Source organism: Bacillus sp. HSf4 (genome assembly GCF_029537375.1).
GTDB lineage: Bacteria > Bacillota > Bacilli > Bacillales > Bacillaceae > Bacillus > Bacillus sonorensis_A.
In genome coordinates this window covers 2,858,744-2,881,558 of sequence record NZ_CP120679.1, presented here as the reverse complement: position 1 = coordinate 2,881,558, position 22,815 = coordinate 2,858,744, and the positions used below count along the sequence as shown (strand labels likewise).

The following is a 22,815-nucleotide window of genomic DNA, read 5'->3' as shown; positions in this document are numbered from 1 at the left end:
ATAACTATCATCATCATGCGTTTTAGTTATGAAGGAGCGGATGAGCATTGGAACACTATCAAATTGACCATTTCATGGCCGTGAGCAGGCATAAAATTACAAAAGCAGCCCAGGAACAAAGGATTTCCCAGCCGGCTGCCGCCGCGTTTCAGTTCCCGTGCGATGGTAGAGGGATGACGACCTAGCTCATGCCCGATCTTGCGGCATGGCCAGCCCAATCGATACAGCGCTTCCAGTTGTCCCCGATCAATTGTGCTAAGATGGGAGTAGCTTATGTTAGGTTCTCCCGTAGAAAATGGTGTTGTGGTTGTCAGAACCAAATAAACATATTAGAACGATGGCATTGCATATTCACAAACCGTCCTTCCATGCAAGCTGTTTATGAGGATAAATAAATAGCGACATTCTTGGAATGTCGCTTTTGTTCTCATTACGGTTACCATAAATTTATTACAATGCACCTGCATCTCTTGCCGAGTAGAACGAAGGATAAATCGGTCGATAGTTTAGTTCGTCTCTGATTCGCGTTGTATCGACGACCATCTCCCACGGATCATAATCCTTTTGCAGTGCTTCTGACGGTATCTTGCTGTTATCAAGTTGAAAAAGCTCCGCAATCGAGATGGGCGCATCGTCGCCAACATTATAGATTCGGCCATCAAAACCCGGTATAATGGCGGCGAGCATCAGGGCTTGACTTACGTCCGCATGGTGTACCATATGGATTCTTTTGGCTGGATTCCAACTACGGAAGTACGGCAGACTTTCCGTGATGTGGGGATCGCGCTCACCATAAACAAAGGGCAGCCGAACGATGCGCACTCCCAATCCCTGTTCGCGATGAAGCTGCAGCAGCGCCTCTTCGGCCTCAACTTTACTTTGAGGATAAGGATGAACGGGTCTAAGCTCGTCGTCTTCGCGGTTTGGTCTCAAACGATTAACCGAACCATAGACGTTATTGGTACTGGTAAAAACAAATCTTGGCACATCCGCCTGCAACGTTGCATGAGCTAAGGCTATACTGCCATCGAGGTTTGCTGTTCTAGTCGTATTCTCGTCTACCCCCCGGAACTGTGCAGCCAAATGAATCACAACATCATTGCCCTGGAGATCGTCGATATAGCTTTCCGGCTGCAAAAGATCGCCTTCTACAAGCTCGGCCCCTTGCTGATAAAGCCAATCCGCTTTTGCGGTGTTCCTGACTAACAATTTAACTTGGTGTCCGCGCTCCAGCATCCGGGGGACAAAACGGCTTCCTATTTTACCTGTAGCTCCTGTTACAAAAATGTTCATTTTTAATCCTCCTCAGCTTTTGAATGTCTCAGGTTTAGCTTAATAGAAGGCTCGATTAGCCGCCTTCCTGTGTTTATCGTATGATTAGGAATATCAGGATAAGGAGGAGTATGATGAAGGAGATTCCCTCCAAAAAGTTACTAGGTGATTTTTTACGTTCTCGTCGCGAACGCCTTTCTCCAGAAGATGTTGGGTTGGTATCTTATGGACGACGACGGGTGTCGGGACTTCGAAGGGAAGAAGTAGCCCAGCTTGCCCATATTGGAACTTCATGGTATACCTCATTGGAACAAGGTCGAAGTGTCAATCCATCAGAGGATGTACTCAATAGCATCGCAAACGCGTTGCGATTGACGGAGGATGAACGTGAACACCTCCACCTTCTTGCAAAACCGGCACAACAGGAAAGGGCAGTTAATGAGCAAATGAATATGGGTTTGGAACGGACAATAAGTGCTCTTGAACCTCATCCAGCTTTTATTCTCAATAGATATTGGGATTTGTTGATATGGAACAGAGCGGCTGCATTCGTTTTCCTATTACCGCCATTTTCCAATCATATGCAGCAGAGAACCAATTGGTTGAAACACCTTTTAACGAGCGGCTTGCTAGGGTCGGACAAATACAAAGCACAAATTGCGATCGCACAGTTTCGTGCAGATTATGCACATTTACGCGATGATCCGAGGTTTCATGAGCTCATTGAGGAATTAATGAAAACCAGTCAGCTGTTTTGTGAGTTATGGCCGTTACATGACGTTCAGGTCGTTACGGATCGCTACAAAAGAAGTTACGATCCTCATATCGGAGAGATGGAGTTTGAACATGTGATTCTCCAACCGTCAAAAAATCCCGACTTGAAGATGATGATTTATACAGCTTCAACAGATACGGCAGCGCGTTTGCAAAGTTTAATAAGCACTTTGTGAGATGGATAAGTTACTTGTGACTGCTGTTAAGGAGCAGCTCTCATGATCTGTTAGTATGATCTCTTGCCCGTCAGGATAGTGGAATCCTATCAAAGCCGTAACGAAAGTACCGGCAGTAGATTAAAGGCGAGCATCAGCGTAACGAAGTCTGGCGGCCACAGGGCCGCCATTTGCCGGTCAATTGCACCGTTTTAAGCCGGGGTATGGTCTTCGATATGTGTTCAACAAATGTGCCGGGAACTCTCCATCAGCCCGAAGCTTGCTTTTGAAGGGGAAGAAGTGTCTTCGATTTTGGGTCTAGTATCAGCAAGGGCTTGGTGCGGCAATCCTGCCGAAAACGGCAGAGCATGTCCATTTTCTCCAGTGGCATTTTGCCGGGTTTCAGACGACCGTTCTGAGGGGAAGATCGGTCTCGCCGTAAGCACGTCGCAACTTTAAAGAATTTGTCAGCGAATACTATCGGCGGAACGAGCGGTCTGACCAGCCATAAATCAATTAAGGACTTCTCAAGATAACGAATATCCTGTATATTGATAATGATAATTATTATCAATTGGAGGATTGGACATGAGGAAAAAGCATGATTCTTATATATTTATCGTTTTACTCGCTTTCGCTCTATTTCTTTCCGGCTGTCAAAGCGGCCAGAAACAAGCAGCATCAGTGAAGAATGAAGAGAAAACAAGAGTGGTGAAAACCATCAATGGAAATGTCAAGATCCCGGCCAATCCGAAGCGGGTCGTGACGATCGGCTATGCGGCAACAATGCTCGCATTCGGAATCAAGCCGGTCGGTGAAACGGGGAAGTATCTGGAAAACCCTTATATTAAGGAGCAAGTGTCCGGAATGAAAGATATCGGGGCGAAAGACGGCGTTTCAGTGTCAGTTGAAAAGATCTTTAAGCTGAAGCCCGATTTGATCGTCTCGATGAATAACGATCCAAAAGTCTATGAAAAACTGTCAAAAATCGCTCCGACTGTTGTCTATCCGTTCGGCACATTTAAGGATGCCCGCGAGGAAATGAAAACATTCGGCGAGCTGCTCGGCAAGGAAAAAGAAGCTGAGGAATGGACGAAAACGTTTAATCAAAAAATGGAAGCAGCCCGCGCGAAACTAAAAACTGCATCTGTTCAAGATCAGACGTTTTCTTTGATCGGGGCCTATGCAAAATCGTTGTATGTCTATGGCGCTTACGGGTATAGGGGAGGAGAAGCCATCTATCAGCAGCTGGGGCTGACACCGCCTGATTCTGTCAAAAAAGATGCCATTGATGCATCAGAGGGATACAAGGTTATCTCCTTAGAAGTTCTTCCTCAATATGCCGGAGACTACATATTCGTCGATGAATCCTACAGCGGAAAGCTTGATCAGGACAATTCAGTTTGGAAGTCGCTTGACGCGGTGAAAAATGGCCGGGTATTTTTCCTTGACCCTGACAGATTCTGGCCGTATGATCCAAACGCCGTTCAAGCACAGGCAGAAGAAATTGCCGATATGCTTGTAAAGCAAAACGAACAGGCTGAAAAGTAGTTTGGAAAACGGCGGGAAGTCAGTATCTCAGAAGGACTGCTTCCCGCTGCAGCATTTTTTCACTCGTAATGCTGAAATTGAATATCCAATGTGCGAAGATAAGTTTGCAGACCTGCATCCTGAATCGGAATAATGTAGGCTGGCTCATTCGATTCATTGTGATGGGAGTGCCACAGACCGGGTGGTGTGATAAAGGCTTTTCCGGTTTCCCAGTCCACTCGAATCGGATCGATGATCTCTTTTGTGGAAGGATCGATTTGCTTTCCGACCAATGTATACGTGCCCGGTGCCGCATAGGCGACAAAGTCAAGAGCGACCGATTTATGGCTGTGCGGCGCTTGACGGGAGCCGGGCGGGACGATGCCGAACATAGCCCACAGGACATGTGTGATCGTCAGCGTTTGGTCAAAGATTTCGTTGTTGAGCAGAACGGAGATGCGGTTTCGTAAATGGGCGTCAGGGGATGCGGCTGCTTCCTCTAATTTGGCCTTTGCTTGTTCAGCAGTGTAAAGGGTTGGTTTGAAGCGTGCTTTAGCGGGTTTGACTCCTAAATAATCAAGGAGTGGCGAATCTGTAATATAATAGATGGCCGTATCTGCGGCTGCGCGGTGGCAGCTGTTTGATTCTGCGGGCAGTGTAAAAAAGTCTCCTTTTTTCCAGCTGATCGTTTCACCGTTCACATCTGTAGTGCCTGAGCCTTCAATGACGTAATAAAGTTCGCTTGTCGCACGAGGCGCTGTCTCGATCGTGTCGCCTGAACAAATCTTGATGAAATGCGCGAGAAGGGAAGGGCTTGAAGCAGCATAATCCGTCTTCAGTTGTTCGGAGATGTCCAGCGGGATGATCCGCGTTTCACCTGTCTCATACAATTCAGGGCCGAACTCTTTCACAGGCACCGGGCTGATTATTCCGCTTCCAATCGGGTCCGAGGCAGTGGTATACTCAAAAAAACGGGCATGTTTCGTCAAATGCTCTATTCGCGTTTCAAATTGAGAATGAGTGGACATGAAAAAAACCTCCTTATTTTTTGATAATTCAATCATATCTCATTTGGAAGATGCTAGTAAACAGCGATCTGAATAGAAAACGATAAAGAAAGAGGGATTTGTATTGGGGAAAGGATTGAACGGCAGAAGAATCGCCATCGGCGCATCGCGTAAAACTGAGGAAATGAGCACACTCATCAAAAAGCAGGGCGGAATTCCCGTCGTCCGCTCCCTGCAAGGTACCGTGTTTTTGGCGGAAAAAGAGGTCGGGCCTGATTTGCAGACATTTGTTGAAACAGGAGCCGATTGGGTGATTTTCACGACCGGAATCGGTACGGAAACACTTGTCAGTCTGGCTGAGAAACTTGGAATCGGCGAACGCTTTTTGCAGGTCATCCGTCAGGCAAAAGCGGCATCAAGGGGCTACAAAACGGCCGCCGCCTTGAAAAAGCTCGGCATCACGCCGACAGCCTCTGATGATGACGGAACGACGAAGGGGTTGATTGAATCGCTTAAACCTTATGATTTTACCGGTAAGCGGGTTATGGTTCAGCTCCACGGCGAAAACGCGCCATCACTGCTTGCGTTTTTGGAGGAAAAAGGCGCCGCTGTCTTCCCGCTTCTTCCATATCAGCATGTCGCGCCTGATGAGGAAACCGTTGCTTTACTGTGCCAAGAGCTGCTTGATCATGAAGTGGATGCCGTTTGCTTTACAACGGCCGTCCAAGTCCGTTCGCTTTTCAAATTCGCAAAGGAAAACGGAGTGCGGGAGAAAATCGTCCAAGCGTTTCAGGACCACGTCCTTGCAGCAGCCGTCGGAAAGGTGACGGCAGAGGCATTGAGCGAAGAAGGTGTGGTGCGGCTGCTTGCGCCTGAGCTCGAACGGATGGGGGCGATGATCGTTGAACTGTCCAGGTTCTATGAGACGGACAGAAACCCTGAGTTTGATGGAAGTTGATTACCGTGGAGGCTTAAAACGAAAAAACGCTTGGGCTGGCTGCCTAAGCGTTTTTTTCGTCACAGATGGATAAAATCATCCGGGTAAACGACAAATTTGCGTTCCCCCCTGAAAACACAGGCGGGCTTCGATCCGACCGCCAGAATGCCCTTGCTGCTGACGAGGGCTCCTGTTTCCTCAGTAAGTGCGATGACAGGGTTATGGAATTTCTTGATATACTGTTTGATTAATGGGTCATTTTCATGACTGTAGTGGCACCAAATCGAGTACTCTCCTGCAAGCTGTAAACCTTGAAAACGGCGCACCCCGAAAGTGTTTTTATCAAGATGGGAACAAGTCATGATATTTTGCCCTAAAATGACGGCTCCCGCACTTCCCCCATAGATGATGCCGCCGTTTGCGAAATAGTTTTTGAATACATCGCTGAACTGGGCATCGCGAATATGCTTTAATAATTGAAAGGTATTTCCGCCGCCGATATAAACGGCGGAAAAATGATCTAAATCTTGAATCGTTTTGTTTTTCAGATTTGTCCACATGGTGATGTCTTTTATGCCGAGCGGCTTAAAAACCCTTTGGATCCACTGAAAGCCATCATCAAACATGGAGGCATCCATTGCAATCGGAATATACAATAGCGGCTTTCTTGGCCCCGCTTCCTCTGCAAACCGCCGATCCAGCGCTTGCGTCTGCTCTTTGTCTCCGCCGCCGGAAAGAAACAATTTCCCCATCAATCCCCATTCCTTTTTCATTTTTATTCATGATCCTGTTTCAATTTATCATTCAACACACTGTCCTCCAAAACAGCGAATTTATCACCGTATACTTTCGTAATATGTTTTTCGCCCCAGGCGCACAGGGAGTCTAAGATGCCCTCAAGCGTCCGTCCGTATTCGCTCAATTCATATTCGACTTTTGGGGGAACCTGCTGGTAGACAATTCGATTGATGACGCCGTCTTCTTCCAGCTCGCGCAGCTGCTGGGTCAGCATTTTTTGAGTGATGTTCGGCATGAGGCGTTTCAATTCACTTGTCCGTTTTTTTCCGTGCGTCAAGTGGCACAGGATGACGCATTTCCATTTTCCCCCGATCACTTCAAGGGTCGCTTCAACTGATATATTGTACTTTTTCTGCTTCATGTTTATCCTCCTTTTGGGTACAAAAAAGTGCCTATATCACTTTTAGGTTCCTATCATACTTAAAAGTGCGTACTTTTCTTTGATCTCTATATGGATGATAATATCATGTGCCGGATGGATGATAATATCATGTGCCGGCTGTTGTTTGCTATACACGATAACAAAAGGAGGAGAAAAATGTCTTCTATTCAGCATAAAAAGCGCAGTATATTGGCGCTGTTAGCTTTGGCTGTCAGCGCATTTGCCATCGGAACGACGGAATTTATCAGCGTCGGGCTCTTGCCTTTGATCGCCGGGGACATGCACATCCCCGTGACGACGGCCGGGCTGACGGTTTCTTTATATGCGCTGGGCGTGACGTTTGGAGCGCCTGTTTTAACATCATTGACATCGCGGATCCCGCGGAAAACGCTGCTGCTTTTGATTATGGTCGTTTTTATGATCGGAAACGGGATCGCCGCTTGTGCCGGAACGATCGGTGTTTTGCTCGCCGCCCGTGTGCTTTCCGCGTTTTCGCACGGTGTGTTTATGTCAATCGGTTCAACGATTGCTGCGAGCCTGGTGCCGGAAAACAAACGGGCCGGCGCGATTTCGATTATGTTTACCGGACTGACCGTAGCGACGATCACAGGTGTTCCAATCGGCACCTTCATCGGCCAGCAATTCGGCTGGAGATTGGCCTTTATGGCCATCGTTGCCGTTGGAGCGCTCGCGTTGATCGCCAACAGCATCCTTGTCCCGGCTGATTTGCCGAAAGGTGCGCGAACGACGTTCCGGAGCCAGTTTAAACTTGTGGCGAACGGCCGCTTGCTCCTGTTATTTATCATTACGGCCCTTGGATACGGAGGAACATTTGTCGTCTTCACGTATTTATCTCCGCTGCTTCAGCATGTAACAGGCTTTAAGGCAGAAGCCGTTGCGGTTATTTTGCTCGTATACGGGGCTGCGATTGCCCTCGGCAACATCATTGGCGGAAAGGCGGCAAACCAAAAGCCGCTTGATGCATTATTTTATATGTTTATAGCCCAGGCGGCAGTGCTTTTCATTCTCACAGCGACAGCCCCGTTTAAAACAGCCGGGCTGATCACGATCATTTTGATGGGGTTTTTAGCTTTTATGAATGTTCCCGGACTTCAGGTCTATGTCGTCATGCTGGCTGAGCGGTTTGTTCCGGGAGCGGTGGATGTCGCATCAGCCGTTAATATCGCCGCGTTTAACGCAGGCATTGCCATCGGCTCTTACGTGGGAGGAATCATCACAGACTCGATCGGGCTGATCCACACGCCATGGGCCGGCGGGTTTATGGTGCTCGGCGCTGTCCTTTTGACAGGCTTATGCAGGAGCTTTGAACGAAAAGATGAAAAACATGATCAAGCTGACAAAGTCTTCTTTGCCGATGATGGAGACTGCGCTTGATCAAAACAACACTAATCAGGAGGTCAATCATGACTGCAAAACATTTACAAGATCGAATCACTTTGCATAACGGCAAGGACATGCCCTGGTTTGGGCTCGGTGTATTTAAGGTGGAAGAAGGGCCTGAGCTGGTTCAGGCGGTCAAAACGGCGATTGCCCACGGCTATCGCAGCATTGATACGGCGGCAATCTACGGAAATGAAGCAGGAGTCGGACAGGGAATCCGTGAAGGGATCAAGGCGGCCGGTATTTCAAGAGATGATATATTTGTCACATCAAAAGTATGGAATGATGATTTAGGCTATGAGTCTACCATCTCCGCCTATGAAGCGAGCCTTGAAAAATTGGGGCTTGATGCGCTGGATTTATATCTGATCCATTGGCCTGTCGAAGGGCGGTATAAAGAGGCCTGGAGGGCGCTGGAAACCCTTTATGAAGCAGGGCGCGTGAAAGCGATCGGAGTCAGCAATTTTCAAATCCACCATCTCGAAGATTTGTTGAAGGATGCCAAAATCAAACCGATGATCAATCAAGTCGAGTACCATCCGCGCCTGACACAGAAAGAACTTCATTCATTTTGCAGCGTTCACGGGATTCAGCTTGAAGCTTGGTCTCCGTTAATGCAGGGGCAGCTGCTCGACCATCCGCTTTTACAAGACATCGCCAAAAAACACGGCAAAACCGCTGCCCAAGTTATATTGCGCTGGGATTTGCAAAACGGCGTCATCACGATTCCGAAATCAACCAAACCGCAGCGGATTGCGGAAAACGCGGATATATTCGATTTTGAGCTGACACAAGAGGAGATGAGGCAAATTGACGGGTTGAATGAGAACACCCGCGTCGGCCCTGATCCTGACAATTTTGACTTTTAAGTCATGACACCGTTCGATGGTCGAACGGTGTTTGTTGTCCAGCTTTTTCACAATTGCGTTTTAGAAAAAGTGAGATTTTTAAAGAAAAGAGACGAAAGTATGAAATAAAGTATGATAATAGAGGGATAAAAGGTGAATATCGTCATATTTGACCACTTATGAAACTTTACACTTCTGTTTTACGGGCGTAATATAAATCTCATCAAAAAACTGAATAAAATTTCCAATTTACGTAACCGCTGAATTCCAACCGGAAGCGGGGGAACCAATTTTTTGTGGCATGCCACTTGGGGTGAATCCTTTTTCAAGGTAAGGTGACTCTTTGCACCTGAATCCGACAGCTAACCTCGTAAGCGTTTAAAGAGAACCCAAATACGTGCGGAAAGCACGGTTTCTTAACTGTGCCTAAAAAAAGCCGTAAGAGGTTTGTTCTCTTGCGGCTTTTTTTCATGCCTTCAAAACAGAAATGAGAGGAGGTGAGTAAACGTGCGTGATATCGTGATGCTGGCTGTGACCGCATCTTTAACGGCGATGCTGCTTTTATTGGTGAAGTGGGCGGGAAAAACGACTGATCATTCATAGAGAGGGTGAATCCAAATGATATGTCTCTTTGCCATAGTGATCGCCATGTTTGTTTATTTAACCTATGCTTTGTTGAATCCGGAAAAATTTTAACTGGGGGTAAAAGAAAATGACATCGCTTTTGTCGATCTGTTTCATTCTGCTGATCGCATTGTCGGCGGCTAAACCGATGGGGCTTTACATAGCTAAAGTGTTTGATTACGCTCCGTCTCAAATCGACCGTATTTTTCTGCCGGCTGAACGTCTGTTTTATCGAATTGGCGGTGTGAAAACGGAAAATCAATCATGGAGGAAATACGCTGTCTCCCTTGTTTTGACCAACACGGTGGTGATTTGCACGGTCTATCTCGTTTTCCGCCTGCAAGGGGTATTGCCTTTCAATCCGACAAACGTTGCGGGTATGGAGCCGACGCTTGCCTTTAATACAGCCGTCAGTTTTATGACCAATACGAATTTACAGCATTACAGCGGTGAAAGCGGTCTTTCTCTGTTGTCGCAAATGATCGCCATTACCTTTTTAATGTTTGCGGCGCCTGCCACCGCCCTCTCTGCAGCGATGGCGATGATTCGGGGGCTTGCCGGAAAGCCGCTCGGCAATTTCTTTGTCGATCTGATTCGCTCTATCACCCGGATTTTACTGCCGATCTCCGTTGTTGCGGCCCTTGTTTTTGTCGGTTTAGGGGTACCTCAGACGCTCAGCCCGACCGCCACAGCCCATACGCTAACCGGAGGGGAGCAGACGATTTTGCGCGGGCCGGTCGCTTCTTTTTTATCCATCAAAGAACTGGGAAACAACGGAGGAGGGTATTTCGGGGTCAACTCTTCCCATCCATATGAAAATCCAAATGGATGGAGCAATGCGGTTCAAATCTTGTTGATGCTTCTCATCACCATTTCACTGCCGTTTACCTACGGGAAAATGGTAGGGAACAAAAAACAGGGACGGATCCTTTTTGTATCGGCCGGTCTTTTGTTTTTAATCGCCGCCGGTGCAGCCTTTATGACGGAATCGGGAGGAAACACCGCTGTCAGCGAGCTGGGGATCAGCCATGATGAAGGCAGTATGGAGGGAAAAGAAGTCCGTTTTGGAACATTGAATTCAGCCTTTTATGCGATGGTCACCACCGCAACTGAAACGGGTGCGGTCAATACGATGCACGATACGCTGGCGCCTCTCACAGGGCTTATGGCATTGCTCAACATGATGCTGAACACGGTTTTTGGCGGAATTGGTGCCGGATTTATGAACATGCTTTTGTATGCGATGGTCTCCGTTTTTCTCTCCGGTTTAATGGTGGGGAGAACACCTGAGTTTTTAGGCAAAAAAATTGAAGGAAAAGAAATGAAGCTCATTGCTGTCACGCTGCTGATTCATCCCCTGTTGATTCTAGGGGCGTCAGCGCTTGCAATGTATACACAGGCCGGGCAAGATGCGATCTCAAATCCCGGTTTTCACGGGATCAGCCAGGTTTTATATGAGTATACATCCTCAGCCGCGAATAACGGTTCCGGCTTTGAAGGACTGGGAGATGCCACACCATTCTGGAATATAACAACCGGGATTGTGATGTTCATCGGCCGTTATTTCTCAATCGTCACATTGCTGGCTGTCACGGGATCTTTGTTGAAAAAACAAGCCGTCCCGGAAACGACCGGCACATTCCGGACGGATACAAGTCTGTTTGGCGGCATTTTTGTTGCCTCGATTTTGATTGTCGGAGCACTCACCTTCTTTCCTGTGTTGGTGTTGGGGCCGGTTGCAGAGTTTTTAACATGATGATAGGGGGGCTTTATCAATGAACGATTTGCCGATCGTTTCAGATTCGGTTCGCAAGCCAAAGCGTATGATGGACAAAACAATCATAAAAGCTGCGATCAAAGATGCTTTTTTAAAATTAGATCCGAGACGTATGGTTAAAAATCCGATTATATTTATGGTGGAAGTTGGTTTTTTGATTGCCGTTCTGCTTTCCATTTTTCCGCAGTATTTCGGAAGCGCGGCGGCTCCTTGGTTCAACCCGGCAGTTTCCGTGATCTTGCTTTTTACGGTTTTGTTCGCCAACTTCGCTGAAGCATTGGCTGAAGGAAGGGGAAAAGCGCAGGCGGATTCTTTAAAACAGACGAAAAAAAGGATCTGGGCCAATAAAGTAATGGATGGCAGAAGCGAAAAAGTGTCATCAGACGATCTGCGAAAAGGGGATATTGTCATTGTATCCCAAGGTGAAATGATTCCCGGAGACGGCGAAGTGATCGATGGTCTCGCCTCCGTTGATGAATCGGCCATTACAGGTGAGTCCGCCCCGGTTATCAAAGAAGCGGGTGGCGATTTTAGTTCTGTCACGGGTGGGACCCGCGTCATCAGCGATTCGATTACAATCGAAATCACAAGCGATCCCGGTGAAACCTTTTTGGATCAGATGATTGCCTTGGTCGAAGGAGCGGAAAGGCAGAAAACCCCGAATGAAATTGCCTTGAACACCGTGTTAATGAGCTTGACCATCATTTTTCTGATTGTTGTTGTGACACTTCCGTTGTTTACGGCTTACCTCGGTTTTCAACTTGATCCCGCGATCCTGATTGCACTGCTTGTCTGTCTGATCCCGACGACGATTGGAGGGCTTTTGTCGGCGATCGGGATTGCGGGGATGGATCGTGTCACCCGGTTTAACGTGCTGGCGATGTCGGGGAAAGCTGTCGAGGCCGCCGGTGATATTAACACGATCATTCTCGATAAAACGGGAACGATCACGTTTGGGAACCGGATGGCTAGTGAGTTTGTGCCGGTCGGAGAAGAAACACTGCAGTCTGTCGGCGAATATGCAGCTCTCAGTTCGGTTCATGATGAAACACCGGAAGGGCGCTCTGTCATCGAACTCGCCAAAAAACGGACAATCCAATACGACTCATCTGTTGTTGAAGGCGGAGATTTCGTCGACTTCAAAGCGGAAACAAGAATGAGCGGAGCTGATCTTCCGGATGGAAGAAAAATACGCAAAGGTGCCGTCGATGCCGTGAAACAGTGGGTCGAAGAAAACGGCGGAACGATTCCGCAGGATCTTGATCAAAAAAGCGAACAGATTTCAAAAGAAGGCGGTACTCCGCTGGCCGTGGCGGCCGATGATCGAATGTTCGGTTTGATTTATTTGAAGGACACCGTCAAACCGGGGATGAGAGAACGTTTTGAAGAGCTTCGCAAAATGGGAATAAAAACGGTGATGTGTACGGGTGATAATCTGCTTACCGCTGCAACCATCGCCAAAGAGGCCGGGGTCGATGATTTTATCGCGGAATGCAAACCGGAAGATAAAATCAACGTCATCAAAGAGGAACAATTGAAGGGAAAATTAGTCGCCATGACGGGAGATGGGACAAATGATGCGCCGGCGCTGGCCCAAGCTGACGTAGGGATTGCCATGAACAGCGGGACGACTGCGGCAAAAGAAGCGGCGAACATGGTGGATCTTGACTCGAATCCGACGAAGATTATTGAAGTGGTGTCGATTGGAAAGCAGCTGCTCATGACCCGCGGCGCTTTAACGACGTTTAGCATTGCAAATGATATTGCCAAATACTTTGCCATTATTCCGGCGATGTTTATGCTGGCCATTCCCGACATCAAAGCACTGAACATTATGGGGCTTGCTTCACCGTTGTCGGCCATTTTATCGGCACTGATTTTTAACGCGGTGATCATTCCGCTTCTCATCCCGTTGGCGATAAAGGGAGTAGCATACAAACCGATGAGCTCAAATGCTTTATTGGCCCGCAACTTATTGATCTATGGACTTGGAGGTGTGATTGTTCCGTTTATCGGGATTAAGCTGATTGATATGTTGATTCAGATCATGTAAGGAGGACAGATGATGATAATGAAAGAATTAGGAGCGGTTGTCAGGGTCAGCTTGCTACTTATGATCATGTGCGGGCTGGCGTATCCCTTGGCGATGACAGGAATTTCCCAGACGGTTATGCCTGAAAAATCAAACGGAAGTCTTGTTTATAATCCAAAAGGAGAAATCATCGGCTCGGCGCTAATCGGGCAGTCATTTACAGATCCGCGTTTTTTTCACGGCAGGGAATCAAGCATCGGCTATGATGCGGCAGGGTCGGGATCACCGAATGAGGCATCGTCAAATCCAGCTTTGTTGAAGCGGATCAAAACTTCAATTGAATCATGGAAAAAGGAAAATCCCGATGTTCCTGTCAAAGGGATTCCGGTTGATGTCATCACGAATTCTGCATCGGGGTTAGACCCCGATATCAGCCCGGACGGCGCACGAGTTCAAATTCCAAGAATCAGCAGACTGACAGGAGTTTCACAGAGAGATCTTGAACAATTGGTTCATAGACATACAAAAAATGCTTCCATCTTCAGTGAACCGCGTGTGAATGTACTGCTCCTAAACATTGATTTGAAGGAAAGGCTGAATTAGTGATGTCTCCTCAATGTCTAGATACTGCAGACATTGGGGAAGACATTCCGAGGAGGGCTGACTATTGCAAAAAAACCCCCGGGACTTTAGAAGAAAAACACCGGAGGAACTATTGGCTGAAATTGAAATGCTGAAAAGTGGGCATTGGACGATTTTTATCGGTTCGGCTCCCGGCGTCGGGAAAACGTACCGAATGCTGCAGGAGGCCGATGGTTTAAAACGTGAGGGCATAGATGTGGTCATCGGTCTAATCGAAACGCACGGCAGGAAAGAGACGGCCGCTTTAATGAATGATTTGGAGATCATTCCAAAGAGGAAAATCGAATACAAAGGAAAAATGCTCGAAGAAATGGATGTCGACGCGATCATTGAGCGTAAGCCCGATCTTGTGATCATAGATGAACTAGCGCATACAAACATTCCCGGATCGAAGAATGAAAAACGCTATATGGACGCAGAAGATATTTTGAAAGAAGGGATCAACGTTCTCTCTGCGGTCAATATTCAGCATGTAGAGAGCGTTCATGATATTGTTCAGCATGTGACGGGTGTAAAAGTAAGGGAACGGATTCCTGACCGCGTCTTGGATAGGGCTCATGAAATTATCCTGATCGATGTCACCCCTGAAACATTGCAAAAACGGCTGCGGGAAGGAAAAATTTATGAAAAACATAAAATAAAACAGGCTTTATCCCACTTTTTCACCAAAAATAATTTAGCGGCGCTCAGAGAACTCGCTTTGCGCGAAGTGGCAGATGATGTGGATGACCGGATGGAGCGGACCGGTTTCAATGGGAGCCGGCGGCCAAGGGGAACAAATGAAAAAATACTCGTCTGCGTGCAGCACGGAAAAAATGCCGAAAAACTGATTCGCCGCGGCTGGAGAATTGCGAGCAGGCTGAAAGCCAATCTGTTTGTGCTGACGGTTTCCCCCCAGTCAAAAGAGCGGCTGGGAAAACACGAACGCGACAAAATCAGTCAATGGGAATGCCTCTGTGCCCAATTTGGCGCCGAGTTTATTTTTATATTTAAACCTTCCGGCAAACGCTATGTGTCAGAAACGATTACCGAGATCGCGAAGAAAAAAAGCATCACCCAGATTGTGCTGGGGCAGTCCGCTCGCTCAAGATGGGAGGAAATCACGAAAGGTTCCATTGTCAACAGCATCATGCGGCATACGGACGGTATCGACATTCATATCGTCTCAGATGAAAAAGTTTAGATTTGACAGCAAACAGCGCCTTAGTCTCCCAAATCTCCGCTCTGTCGGCCTTCAAGCCTGAGCAAGTGCTGTTTCATCTCCAGACCGCCCCGGTAGCCTGTCAACTTGCCGTTTTTTCCGATGACACGATGGCAGGGGATGACGATTAAAAGCGGATTGGCGCCGATCGCGGCGCCAACGGCCCGAACAGCGTCCGGCCTTTGGATCACAACGCCGATTTCCGAATATGTGCGTGTTTCTCCATAAGGAATCATGCGCAAAGCGTGCCAGACCGAGAGCTGAAAAGGCGTGCCGGTGAGAGCAACGGGCATGCTGAAATGCCTGCACCGCCCGCTAAAATAAGCCGTCAATTCATCCGTGTATGGCTGAAGCTTTTCATCATCGCGGACGACAGCAAGGTCCGGAAACCTTTTACTGGCCCAGTCGGCCAGCTTCCGTGAGCCCTTCTGATCGAAGTCTGTATAGCAAAGCCCTTTTGCTGATGCCGCGATTGTGAGAGTCCAGCTGCCCCATTCAAACTGACTCCACTGCAAGATTTTTTCAATCATTGGCTACTTCCTCCGCTTCATCTGCCGGTACTCTGTCGGCGTTTGTCCTTTGATTTTTTTAAAGAGGACGGCAAAATAATCCGCATTTGCGATGCCGATCGCCGCGGCAATTTCCGCCATCGGTTGATTTGAAGAGGCGAGCAGCTTGCCCGCTTCAGAGATTCTTTTTTGCCGGATATAGTCTACCGGAGAAACACCCTTGATCCGTTTGAATATCCGCTGCAGGTGAAAAGGGCTGACATGGCTTATGTCGGCTAGTGCTTTGAGCGTCAAGGGTTCACGGTAATGTGTGGCGATGATGTGTGCGACTTGTTCTGCAAGCTCTTCATCGGGAAGCAGCGCACCGTCCGGCCGGCAGCGCTTGCACGGACGAAAGCCCGCTGCTAGAGCTTGCTCTGCATTTTGGAATATACGGACATTTTCAATTTGGGGAGCCCTTGATTTACAGGAGGGACGGCAAAAGATTCCCGTTGTTTTTACCGCATAAAGAAAAGCGCCGTCATAAGACCGGTCGTTTTCGACAATCGCCCGCCACCGTTCAGGCGTCAATTCCGATTTACTGTTCATATGATCACCCCGCTGTATGTCAGTATAACCTGAAAAAGGGTGTATGTGTTCGTGTAAAGAATGGGAGCGCAAGATGACAAAGAAAAAAATCATGTGCTCAGAAAGCGGCTGACCGCACTTGATTCTGAATCTTTAAAGGACTACACTTGGATAAAAGACCCATGGGGTGAGACTGATGAAGAAATCAGAGAAGTTCGCCTCCTAAAATAAATATTCTATTATTTTAGGAGGATCAAGCATGAATTTTAAAAGAATAGACCTGGAGCATTGGCATCGAAAACCTTATTTTGAACACTTCATGTCAGAAGGGAAATGCTCTTTCAGCCTGACGGCAAACCTGAATATCAGTGCAATGCTGGAGGTGCTGAAAGAACAGAACATCAAGCTTTATCCCGCGTTTATTTACATGGTTTCAAGGGTTGTTCAAGCCTATCCAGAATTCAGAACGGGCTACAATGAGAAGGGTGAGCTCGGGGTATGGGAGCAGATGAATCCCTGCTATACGGTTTTTCATCATAAAGAACAAACCTTTTCCGCCGTATGGACGGAGTATGATATTGATTTTTCGCGGTTTTATCATAACCATCTGAAAGACATGCTTCGCTTTGGAAACAACAAAGGACTGTGGGCTAAGGAAAATATCCCGGCCAACGCGTTTTCGATCTCCTCTATTCCATGGGTAAGCTTTACAAGCTTCAATTTGAACCTTGCAAACAGCGGACATTTGCTGCCGATCATCACAAACGGGAAATTCTTTTCGAATGGAACAGAGACGCTGCTGCCGGTTTCCCTGCAGGTTCACCATGCGGTGTGTGACGGCTGGCATGCGGGTGTTTTTATGAATGAATTACAGAGGTTGGCTGACTCCGGCGAGGAATGGCTGAAAAAGTGAATGGAATGAAAAGAGGCCGGATACACACCCGGCCTCTTTTTGATACGTTATGCAGCTATTGTTTTCTCTTTTCTGACCAATCCCATGATACCGGCGATGAAAAGCAGAACGCCCGATAAAATGTAGAACATGAAAATACAAATAAATCCGCCGATTGCAGAAATTAAAAGCATGATTCCGCCAAGTTTTGCTTTATTCCTCACTATGACTGATCCAACAATACCGAGAATGGAAAAGAAGACCGCTCCCCATCCAAGTCCAACGATTTGACTTGTGCCGGATGAGCTGAATGCAGCGTCGATGCCGCCGATCATCAATGCAATAAAAGCGCCGATAAAACCGAAAATACCGCCAATTAGACCTAGTACAAATTCTGTCGTTCTTTTCATATGTAAAAACTCCTTTTTTTTGCCGGTACCGTTACTGGCACAGGCTTCTTTGTCCAAAATCGCTGCCGTCACCCGTCAAATGCTTGCATCATTGTTTATGATCTGCCCTTCCAGCAACGAAGCTTCAAGCAACCGTAAACTTCCTCTATGAACAGCGGCAATAAAAATAAATGTTTTAATCATTGCATATTCCAATTGCTGTGAAAGAATAAAAGTTTAAGATTGTTGCCCATGAAGATTTTCTGCACCCCAAAATGAACCTTGTTTTTTAGGCCTCATCCTGCCGGCAACGTTCTTTTTGGAATGATCCTCTTTCAATCGCTCCATACAGCTGAAATAAGCGGGCTTTTGATCTGTTCGAATATCCACCTCCTGTTCTCAGTACGAACACTCCTATTATCATAGGTTAAAATACCCAATTTTTCAATAGGTTTTTTTGGAGTCAAAATAAGTATCGGTCGAAAAGGCCGTTTCTTTATATTTTCGGACGGAGTATGTTCATAAAAAAACCTCCCGCGCAGGGAAGGTTTATATTGCATATGAAGCTTTTATTTGATCTGCCATTCTTTGATCACCAGTGTGGAAGAGCCGCTTTCAACAATCGGATCGGAATGTCCGATTTCTGTTGCTTCTTTGAGAGACTTTGCCCTGATGAGATACGCACCTCCGGATGCATCGCTGAAAGGGCCGAACATGTCCAGGCGGTTCTCGGCTTTCAGCCTGTCCAAAAATTCATAATGGGCCGGCACATATTGATCGTTAAAGTTCTCGGTTCTGGTTGTCATAAGTAGATATTTTTTCATCGTAGCACTCCTTTCTGTCAAAAGATGACTTTATTTTAGCACAAATAAAAGATTCATATAAAAGGTTCGCCTAATCTGAATTCGTCCGCATCAACCGGCGTTCAAGATATCTTCTGTAATGAACATCGTGTATGAAGCGAATCGCAGGTCTTGTCATCAGCTGAAAACTTCCGATGACAAACAGCCAGATTCCCGCGGGCTTCAACGTGGCCGAAAAAAAGAAGAAGCTCCCGACAAAAAATAAAAGACCGATGAGAAAGTCGTTTACTGTATGGAGCACCTTATATCTTTTTTTGAAAAACAATTCATATCGGTCCATATGCTGCTGCATCTCGTTTGCTTCTTTTGACATTGTTCCATTCCCCCCATCTCTTTTTTCTTACCCTTGAGGAAGTAAAAGTAAAACGTGAAGAGCAGGTGCTCTTAGTCATGGTACTCCTGATACTATGATCAATACACTGCTATTTTCCTATGTTCGAAGTCACTTATAATGCATAGCGTAAGGGGGTGACAAAATGGAAAAGCTGAATTCTGGGGTCTCGACAGGGTTGATTCTCCTAATGGCGGTGATTTCAGGATTTACTGTGGCAAATATCTATTTAAATCAAACGCTTCTGGTCAGCATGGCGCATACGTTTCACACAACAGCCGCCGAGACGGGCATGATCGCGACAATCACCCAGGCAGGCTACGCATTGGGAAATTTAATGCTGGTTCCTCTTGGCGATATGTTTGAAAGGCGCCGGCTGATTTTAAATCTGTTGTTACTTGTCTGTCTCTGTTCTGCCAGTTCAGCGATTGCCGTGAATTTTTTCTGGCTTGTGACAGCACAGCTTCTGCTGGGGTTTTTTACGATCATCCCGCAATTGATCGTTCCTTTTGCAGCAGACCTTGCCCGTGAGACGGAGAGAGGAAAAGTGATCGGCAATGTTGCAATCGGCCTGGTGTGCGGAATTTTGGGAGCAAGGCTTTTTAGCGGCATCATTGATTCGCAGTACGGCTGGAGGTCGGTGTATTGGATCACGTGTGCGGCATCAGTCATGATCATGGTGCTGATTCGTTTGTTTTTGCCGAAAAGCAAGGTTGCAAACACCGTTCACTATAGAAAACTTTTGGCATCTCTGGGGCCTTTGCTCCTGCAGGAAAAAACTCTGAGAAAAGCCTGTTTGAGCCAAGGTCTTATGTTTGGCGCTTTTAGTTTGTTTTGGACGACGCTTGTTTTTCTGCTGAATGATCCACCTTATACCTATGGAAGCCAGGGCGCAGGAATGATTGGGCTTGTCGGAATCGGAGGCGCCTTTGCTGCTCCTGTGATCGGGCGAATTATTGACAAGAGGGGGCACGTTTTTGCAAATGTGCTGTGCATGTCATTATCATTATTTGCTTTTATCCTCCTTTTTTTAGGGAAAATATCTTTAATAGCCGTCATTATAGGAGCGCTCTTTGTCACCATGGGCACGCAAGCCAATCAGGTTGTAAGCCAGGCTATGATCTTTCAATTGTCCGGTGAGATGAGAAGCCGTCTCAACGGTATGTTGATGGTTATGGTTTTCCTCGGCGGCGCCTTGGGTTCATTCCTGGGCGTTTTGACCTGGAGCAGCTTCAATTGGCCAGGTGTTTGTGCGCTCGGAATACTGATGACCGGTATCGCCTTCACATCACTGTTGATTTCCGACAAGCCTGCCCAAAAAATTCAATGCGAGGAGAGAATAGATCATGCAAATGTGCGACAATTATAAAAAAGGACTTAAAGTATTAGAACAAATTGATCAAGACCATTACGAAGAAATTGTAAACAGTTTCAAAGAATCGATTGCCCCTGATCTTGGAAAGTTGGCCGTGGAGTTTAACTACGGCCAGATCTTTTCAAGACCGGGCCTTGAATTGAAGTCCAGGCTGCTGGCGTCAGTAGCGGGTCTAACCGCGCTTGGAAACACAGAGCAGCTGCCGTTTTATATCAATGGTGCGCTAAATGCCGGATGGACAAAGGAAGAGATCATCGAAGTGATGATGCAGATGATCATTTATTCAGGTTTTCCAAACGGCCTTAACACAATATTAACGGTCGCCTCAGAAGTGTTTGCCGAGCGAAACGGGGATCCAGAAGAATCCCACTCATCACAATAAATAGCAGGTTTTATCTTCATTCCGCTCCTTTTTCATGTAGAATCTTAAATAGAAGATGTTCGCCACGCAGGAGGAGTGAGTATTTTGGATGGAATGAAAGAGAAAAGAAAAGAGTTGGGCGATTTTTTGAAATTAAAAAGGTCAACAGTATCCCCCGAAGAATACGGGATGCCGCTCGGACAGAGAAGAAGAACGAAAGGTCTGAGAAGAGAAGAACTGGCCCAGCTTGCCGGCATTGGGGTGACCTGGTATACGTGGCTTGAGCAGGGGAGGGATATCCAAGTATCGACACAGGTGCTGGAAAGCATTTCGAGAGTTCTCAAATTAAACTATGAGGAAAAAAAGCATGTCTTTCTGTTGGCTGGACAGCAAATCCCGCTCTATGAACTGCAAAGCACCAAACAACACTTGAACCCGGCCGTTCAGCATCTGATTGAGCATTTAAAAGATTGTCCCGTCTACGTCACAGATGAAAAGTGGGACGTGATTGCCTGGAATGAAGCGGCGTGTTTGGTGTTCGGCGATTTTAAACGGATGAGTCATAAAGAAAAAAATGCGATTTGGCGCTGTTTTTGTTCCAAGGACTATCAAAAACTTCTGGCTGATTGGGAAAGCCATGCGAAAAGACTGCTGGCGCAATTTCGATTCACAGCTTCCCGCTTCATTGGAGAAGAATGGATCAACGAGTTGATCGATGAGTTGTCGCAAAAAAGCGCTGAATTTCGCAGCTGGTGGAATCATCATGACATCCTCGGCACGCCCGCCGGTGAAAAAGAAATTAATCACCCTTCGGCCGGCACGATGTTTATGGAGCATGTCACTCTGCAATTATACGATGCGCCTGATTTAAAGCTCACGGTGTATAGACCGTTGGAAAAAGAAAACACGATTTCAAAACTGAGAATGTTATTGTCTAAATCGTAAAGGGAGCGGATCAATCCGCTTCCTTTTTTCATGAACAAATGCATCATCCATACGGGGGAGGGCCAACATATTAAAAACGTCATGAGGAGGTTTATGATGAAAAAACTGTTGTTTACCATTGGTGCATTTTGTATTGCAAGCGCGCTTTCGCCAATTTCGGCAGCAAACGCGCTCAATATTCAGCAATTGCCGGTCAAGCAGAAGACAGACCAATGGACGGTTGAAATCGGCAAAGCGAAAGAAGGAAAGAACCTGGCAAAAGCTGAACAAGGAAAATATCAAACATATTCGGTCAAGGTTCAAAAAATCGGCCGCGATATAGCTTCAGCGGAAATTCATCTTTTTAGAAATGATCCGCACTCCGAAACGAAGTATTCTCTTTTCGGCAAGCGTGACGAACGTCGTGATCACAAGGAGGAAGCTTTGTTGGCCAAAAGTTTGAATAATGGAACGCCTGTCAGCTACAGCAATATTTTAGTAGCCGAAAAAGCATCGGAATTAGAAGTCGATATCCTATGGACGGAAAAAGGAACTGAAGGAAGAATGTTAAAGGAGACATTTACATTCACATCGAATGCCCGCAACTGATGGGGGCGACATAAAAGGTCATAGAAAATAAACGGAACACCCTTCCATTGAATTGAAAAGTCTGCTACATTGATCTAGAAGAATGAAAAAACACGATCCGGTTGGTAGTCCAGATGCATCTTGATGATGTCAGTAACCTTCCCCTCCTCGGGATGTCCATCATTCTTCGTAAGTTTTAATAGAGGAGGGAATCGTGATGAAATTAACGATTTACCATGATGGCCAGTTTTACGTCGGGATTATTGAAGTTGTACGGGAAGGCAAATTAAGGGCATTTCGCCATATGTTTGGCCAGGAGCCGAAAGATAAGGAAGTGCTCGAGTTTGTCAACCATCAGCTTATGCGGATCATTGCAGATGCTGAACAGGAAGGGATTCGGATACAAGCTGAACCCGAAAGGAAAATCAATCCGAAAAGGCTTCAGCGCCAAGTGGCCAAAGAAATGAAGCATGCCCGGATATCCACTAAAGCTCAAGAAGCCATCAAACAGGAACAGCAAGCCAAAAAAGAAAAGAAAAAACGCTTGAATAAACACCGCCGGGAACAGGAAAACATGCAAAAATACCGCTTGAAAAAGCAAAAGGCAAAAGCGAAGCATAGAGGCAAGTAAGCGAA

Annotated in this window: 26 protein-coding genes, 2 pseudogenes and 1 riboswitch; of the genes and pseudogenes, 18 read left to right on the top strand and 10 right to left on the bottom strand. The window is 46.8% G+C overall.

Features of this window, described 5'->3' with window-relative positions; genetic code table 11:
• Nucleotides 1-47: 47 nt before the first annotated feature.
• Entirely contained in the window at nucleotides 48-185 is a 138-nt protein-coding gene (locus tag P3X63_RS14880; protein ID WP_236251299.1) for a hypothetical protein, read from the top strand.
• Here P3X63_RS14880 and P3X63_RS14875 read toward each other — a convergent pair.
• Both P3X63_RS14875 and P3X63_RS14870 read right to left on the bottom strand, forming a co-directional pair.
• Nucleotides 132-275, bottom strand: a pseudogene (locus P3X63_RS14875) (helix-turn-helix domain-containing protein); the annotation flags it as partial. The gene P3X63_RS14880 and the pseudogene P3X63_RS14875 sit on opposite strands and share 54 nt — an antisense overlap.
• A gap of 175 nt (nucleotides 276-450) precedes the next feature.
• Nucleotides 451-1,293 carry an NAD-dependent epimerase/dehydratase family protein gene (locus P3X63_RS14870; protein WP_077736347.1) on the bottom strand — a complete coding sequence of 281 codons (843 nt, stop codon included), beginning with the start codon at nucleotides 1,291-1,293 and terminating at the stop codon, nucleotides 451-453.
• 110 nt (nucleotides 1,294-1,403) lie between these two features.
• On the opposite strand from P3X63_RS14870, the gene P3X63_RS14865 reads away from it, so the two are divergent.
• The 3 genes and pseudogenes from P3X63_RS14865 (at nucleotide 1,404) to P3X63_RS14855 (ending at nucleotide 3,752) form a co-directional block, all read left to right on the top strand.
• The gene (locus P3X63_RS14865; RefSeq protein WP_277691241.1) at nucleotides 1,404-2,222 is read left to right on the top strand and encodes a helix-turn-helix transcriptional regulator; all 819 of its coding nucleotides are present in this window, start codon (nucleotides 1,404-1,406) and stop codon (nucleotides 2,220-2,222) included.
• A gap of 190 nt (nucleotides 2,223-2,412) precedes the next feature.
• A pseudogene (locus tag P3X63_RS14860) lies at nucleotides 2,413-2,712 on the top strand (LysR substrate-binding domain-containing protein); the annotation flags it as partial.
• Between the two features lie 77 nt (nucleotides 2,713-2,789).
• Entirely contained in the window at nucleotides 2,790-3,752 is a 963-nt protein-coding gene (locus P3X63_RS14855) for an iron-hydroxamate ABC transporter substrate-binding protein (RefSeq protein WP_026588043.1), read from the top strand.
• A gap of 59 nt (nucleotides 3,753-3,811) precedes the next feature.
• Here P3X63_RS14855 and P3X63_RS14850 read toward each other — a convergent pair whose 3' ends face one another.
• Nucleotides 3,812-4,759: a cupin domain-containing protein gene (locus P3X63_RS14850; protein ID WP_026588042.1), complete on the bottom strand. Its 948-nt coding sequence runs from the start codon at nucleotides 4,757-4,759 to the stop codon at nucleotides 3,812-3,814.
• A 103-nt stretch (nucleotides 4,760-4,862) separates the two neighbouring features.
• On the opposite strand from P3X63_RS14850, the gene P3X63_RS14845 reads away from it, so the two are divergent.
• The gene (locus tag P3X63_RS14845; protein WP_077736348.1) at nucleotides 4,863-5,696 is read left to right on the top strand and encodes a uroporphyrinogen-III synthase; all 834 of its coding nucleotides are present in this window, start codon (nucleotides 4,863-4,865) and stop codon (nucleotides 5,694-5,696) included.
• Between the two features lie 59 nt (nucleotides 5,697-5,755).
• On the opposite strand, the gene P3X63_RS14840 is transcribed toward P3X63_RS14845, so the two are convergent.
• Together P3X63_RS14840 and P3X63_RS14835 are read right to left on the bottom strand one after the other, a co-directional pair.
• The gene (locus tag P3X63_RS14840; RefSeq protein WP_236251146.1) at nucleotides 5,756-6,448 is read right to left on the bottom strand and encodes a Type 1 glutamine amidotransferase-like domain-containing protein; all 693 of its coding nucleotides are present in this window, start codon (nucleotides 6,446-6,448) and stop codon (nucleotides 5,756-5,758) included.
• 2 nt (nucleotides 6,449-6,450) lie between these two features.
• Nucleotides 6,451-6,834, bottom strand: a complete 384-nt coding sequence (locus tag P3X63_RS14835) for a winged helix-turn-helix transcriptional regulator (RefSeq protein ID WP_026588039.1) — start codon at nucleotides 6,832-6,834, stop codon at nucleotides 6,451-6,453.
• A 177-nt stretch (nucleotides 6,835-7,011) separates the two neighbouring features.
• Here P3X63_RS14835 and P3X63_RS14830 point away from each other — a divergent pair, with 177 nt between their 5' ends.
• The 7 genes from P3X63_RS14830 to kdpDN all read left to right on the top strand — a co-directional run bounded on the left by P3X63_RS14830 (nucleotide 7,012) and on the right by kdpDN (nucleotide 15,362).
• Complete coding sequence (locus P3X63_RS14830) at nucleotides 7,012-8,250, top strand: MFS transporter (protein WP_026588038.1); 1,239 nt, start codon at nucleotides 7,012-7,014, stop codon at nucleotides 8,248-8,250.
• Between the two features lie 29 nt (nucleotides 8,251-8,279).
• Entirely contained in the window at nucleotides 8,280-9,125 is an 846-nt protein-coding gene (locus tag P3X63_RS14825) for an aldo/keto reductase (RefSeq protein ID WP_142246099.1), read from the top strand.
• 227 nt (nucleotides 9,126-9,352) lie between these two features.
• Nucleotides 9,353-9,497, top strand: a riboswitch (cyclic di-AMP (ydaO/yuaA leader).
• Between the two features lie 225 nt (nucleotides 9,498-9,722).
• Complete coding sequence (gene kdpF / locus P3X63_RS22920; RefSeq protein WP_077737193.1) at nucleotides 9,723-9,800, top strand: K(+)-transporting ATPase subunit F; 78 nt, start codon at nucleotides 9,723-9,725, stop codon at nucleotides 9,798-9,800.
• A 16-nt stretch (nucleotides 9,801-9,816) separates the two neighbouring features.
• Nucleotides 9,817-11,484: a potassium-transporting ATPase subunit KdpA gene (gene kdpA, locus P3X63_RS14820; protein WP_026588036.1), complete on the top strand. Its 1,668-nt coding sequence runs from the start codon at nucleotides 9,817-9,819 to the stop codon at nucleotides 11,482-11,484.
• Between the two features lie 19 nt (nucleotides 11,485-11,503).
• Nucleotides 11,504-13,558, top strand: coding sequence for a potassium-transporting ATPase subunit KdpB (gene kdpB / locus P3X63_RS14815; RefSeq protein WP_026588035.1), 2,055 nt, complete (start codon nucleotides 11,504-11,506; stop codon nucleotides 13,556-13,558).
• A 9-nt stretch (nucleotides 13,559-13,567) separates the two neighbouring features.
• Nucleotides 13,568-14,140: a potassium-transporting ATPase subunit KdpC gene (gene kdpC / locus P3X63_RS14810; RefSeq protein WP_277691235.1), complete on the top strand. Its 573-nt coding sequence runs from the start codon at nucleotides 13,568-13,570 to the stop codon at nucleotides 14,138-14,140.
• 64 nt (nucleotides 14,141-14,204) lie between these two features.
• Nucleotides 14,205-15,362, top strand: a complete 1,158-nt coding sequence (kdpDN, locus tag P3X63_RS14805) for a KdpD-like non-kinase potassium sensor (RefSeq protein WP_026588033.1) — start codon at nucleotides 14,205-14,207, stop codon at nucleotides 15,360-15,362.
• A 20-nt stretch (nucleotides 15,363-15,382) separates the two neighbouring features.
• On the opposite strand, the gene P3X63_RS14800 is transcribed toward kdpDN, so the two are convergent.
• Nucleotides 15,383-15,910, bottom strand: a complete 528-nt coding sequence (locus P3X63_RS14800) for a methylated-DNA--[protein]-cysteine S-methyltransferase (RefSeq protein ID WP_077736349.1) — start codon at nucleotides 15,908-15,910, stop codon at nucleotides 15,383-15,385.
• 3 nt (nucleotides 15,911-15,913) lie between these two features.
• Nucleotides 15,914-16,477 (bottom strand): bifunctional transcriptional activator/DNA repair enzyme AdaA, encoded by a 564-nt coding sequence (locus tag P3X63_RS14795; RefSeq protein ID WP_026588031.1) that lies wholly within the window; start codon nucleotides 16,475-16,477, stop codon nucleotides 15,914-15,916.
• A 238-nt stretch (nucleotides 16,478-16,715) separates the two neighbouring features.
• On the opposite strand from P3X63_RS14795, the gene catA reads away from it, so the two are divergent.
• Complete coding sequence (gene catA, locus P3X63_RS14790; RefSeq protein WP_026588030.1) at nucleotides 16,716-17,369, top strand: type A chloramphenicol O-acetyltransferase; 654 nt, start codon at nucleotides 16,716-16,718, stop codon at nucleotides 17,367-17,369.
• A 47-nt stretch (nucleotides 17,370-17,416) separates the two neighbouring features.
• On the opposite strand, the gene P3X63_RS14785 is transcribed toward catA, so the two are convergent.
• The 3 genes from P3X63_RS14785 to P3X63_RS14775 all read right to left on the bottom strand — a co-directional run bounded on the left by P3X63_RS14785 (nucleotide 17,417) and on the right by P3X63_RS14775 (nucleotide 18,913).
• Nucleotides 17,417-17,758: a DUF4064 domain-containing protein gene (locus P3X63_RS14785; protein WP_026588029.1), complete on the bottom strand. Its 342-nt coding sequence runs from the start codon at nucleotides 17,756-17,758 to the stop codon at nucleotides 17,417-17,419.
• Nucleotides 17,759-18,306: 548 nt separating this feature from the next.
• On the bottom strand, nucleotides 18,307-18,561 hold the full coding sequence (locus tag P3X63_RS14780; RefSeq protein WP_026588027.1) for a YciI family protein: 255 nt from the start codon (nucleotides 18,559-18,561) through the stop codon (nucleotides 18,307-18,309).
• A 70-nt stretch (nucleotides 18,562-18,631) separates the two neighbouring features.
• The gene (locus P3X63_RS14775) at nucleotides 18,632-18,913 is read right to left on the bottom strand and encodes a YrhK family protein (protein ID WP_026588026.1); all 282 of its coding nucleotides are present in this window, start codon (nucleotides 18,911-18,913) and stop codon (nucleotides 18,632-18,634) included.
• A 163-nt stretch (nucleotides 18,914-19,076) separates the two neighbouring features.
• Between P3X63_RS14775 and P3X63_RS14770 the strand changes: the two genes are divergently transcribed.
• The 5 genes from P3X63_RS14770 (at nucleotide 19,077) to P3X63_RS14750 (ending at nucleotide 22,810) form a co-directional block, all read left to right on the top strand.
• Nucleotides 19,077-20,300, top strand: coding sequence for an MFS transporter (locus P3X63_RS14770; protein WP_277691229.1), 1,224 nt, complete (start codon nucleotides 19,077-19,079; stop codon nucleotides 20,298-20,300).
• Complete coding sequence (locus P3X63_RS14765) at nucleotides 20,278-20,688, top strand: carboxymuconolactone decarboxylase family protein (protein ID WP_035428218.1); 411 nt, start codon at nucleotides 20,278-20,280, stop codon at nucleotides 20,686-20,688. Before P3X63_RS14770 ends, P3X63_RS14765 begins: the two co-directional genes overlap by 23 nt.
• Nucleotides 20,689-20,772: 84 nt before the next feature.
• The gene (locus tag P3X63_RS14760) at nucleotides 20,773-21,612 is read left to right on the top strand and encodes a helix-turn-helix transcriptional regulator (protein ID WP_026588024.1); all 840 of its coding nucleotides are present in this window, start codon (nucleotides 20,773-20,775) and stop codon (nucleotides 21,610-21,612) included.
• Between the two features lie 93 nt (nucleotides 21,613-21,705).
• Complete coding sequence (locus P3X63_RS14755) at nucleotides 21,706-22,200, top strand: hypothetical protein (RefSeq protein ID WP_051290392.1); 495 nt, start codon at nucleotides 21,706-21,708, stop codon at nucleotides 22,198-22,200.
• Nucleotides 22,201-22,396: 196 nt separating this feature from the next.
• Nucleotides 22,397-22,810, top strand: a complete 414-nt coding sequence (locus P3X63_RS14750; protein WP_026588022.1) for a YjdF family protein — start codon at nucleotides 22,397-22,399, stop codon at nucleotides 22,808-22,810.
• The last annotated feature ends 5 nt before the right edge of the window (nucleotides 22,811-22,815 follow it).